Here is a 1,269-nt window from a genome sequence, read left to right on the forward strand (position 1 = left end):
GGGTCTGCTGCACCAACTGGTGACACCTGAGCTGGCTTGCCGTTGAGGCGGGCTGGAAGGATGCCACCGTGCCCAAGCCCTACCCCCGAGAGTTCCGTGACGACGTCGTGCGGGTCGCCCGCGGCCGCGATGCCGGTGTGACCGTCGAGCAGATCGCCAAGGACTTCGGCGTGCACCCAATGACCTTGTTCAAGTGGCTGCGTGAGGCCGACGTCGAGGCCGGCGCCAAGCCGGGCGTGACCCGCGCCGAGTCGACCGAGCTGCGGGAGCTGCGCCGTCGTAACAAATTGCTGGAGCAGGAGAACGAGGTCCTGCGCCGCGCCGCCGCCTACCTGTCCCAGGCGAACCTGCCGGGAAAAGGTGGTACCCGCTCGTGAGCGAGCTGGCCGCCGACGGGATTCCCGTCGCGGTGACGTGCCGGGTACTCAAAATCGCTCGCCAGGCCTACTACCGGTGGCTGCACCAACCCGTCACCAGCAGCGAGCTGGTGGCCGCTTACCGGGCTGACGCGCTGTTCGACGCCCACCGCGAGGACCCGGAGTTCGGATACCGGTTCCTGGCCGACGAGGCCACCGCGGCGGGGCAGCCGATGGCCGACCGCACGGCGTGGCGGATCTGCTCCGGCAACGGCTGGTGGTCAGCCTTCGGCAAGAAGAAGCGGCGGGGCAAGGGCGGCAAGGTCGGCCCACCCGTGCACGACGACCTGGTCCAACGCGACTTCACCGCCGACGGCCCGAACCGGTTGTGGCTGGCCGACATCACCGAACACCACACCAGTGAGGGCAAGCTCTACCTCTGCGCCATCAAGGACGTGTGGTCCAGGCGGATCGTCGGCTACTCCATCGACTCCCGGATGAAGTCCCGCCTCGCGGTCGCCGCCCTGGACAACGCCGCCGCCCGCCGCGGCGGCCTGGCCGGCTGCGTCCTACACACCGATCGTGGATCTCAATTCCGGTCCAGGAAGCTGCAACGCGCCCTGGCACGTCACAGCATGGTCGGCTCGATGGGCCGCGTCGGCGCCGCCGGCGACAACGCCGCCATGGAGTCCTTCTTCGGGCTGCTCCAGAACAACGTCCTCAACCGACGCACCTGGGCCACCCGCGAACAACTCCGCATCGCGATCGTGACCTGGATCGAGCGCACCTACCACCGGCGCCGACGACAACGGTCGCTGGCCCGGTTGACCCCTATCGAGTACGAGACCATCATGACTCCACCGGCCAGTCAGGCCGCCTGACTAGAACTGTCACCAGTTGGTGCAGCAGACCC

The 1,269-nt window shown here is 68.3% G+C and carries 1 protein-coding gene; it reads left to right on the forward strand.

The window, feature by feature from the left end:
- Positions 1-68 precede the first annotated feature (68 nt).
- Positions 69-1,237 (forward strand): IS3 family transposase gene (locus IEY75_RS20600; RefSeq protein ID WP_189116048.1). Its coding sequence is split into 2 segments (ribosomal slippage): positions 69-353 and positions 356-1,237, totalling 1,167 coding nucleotides; the frame shifts between segments, so codons are not numbered across the junction.
- The last annotated feature ends 32 nt before the right edge of the window (positions 1,238-1,269 follow it).

It is taken from the genome of Pilimelia terevasa (genome assembly GCF_014647915.1).
GTDB classification, from domain to species: Bacteria; Actinomycetota; Actinomycetes; order Mycobacteriales; family Micromonosporaceae; genus Pilimelia; species Pilimelia terevasa.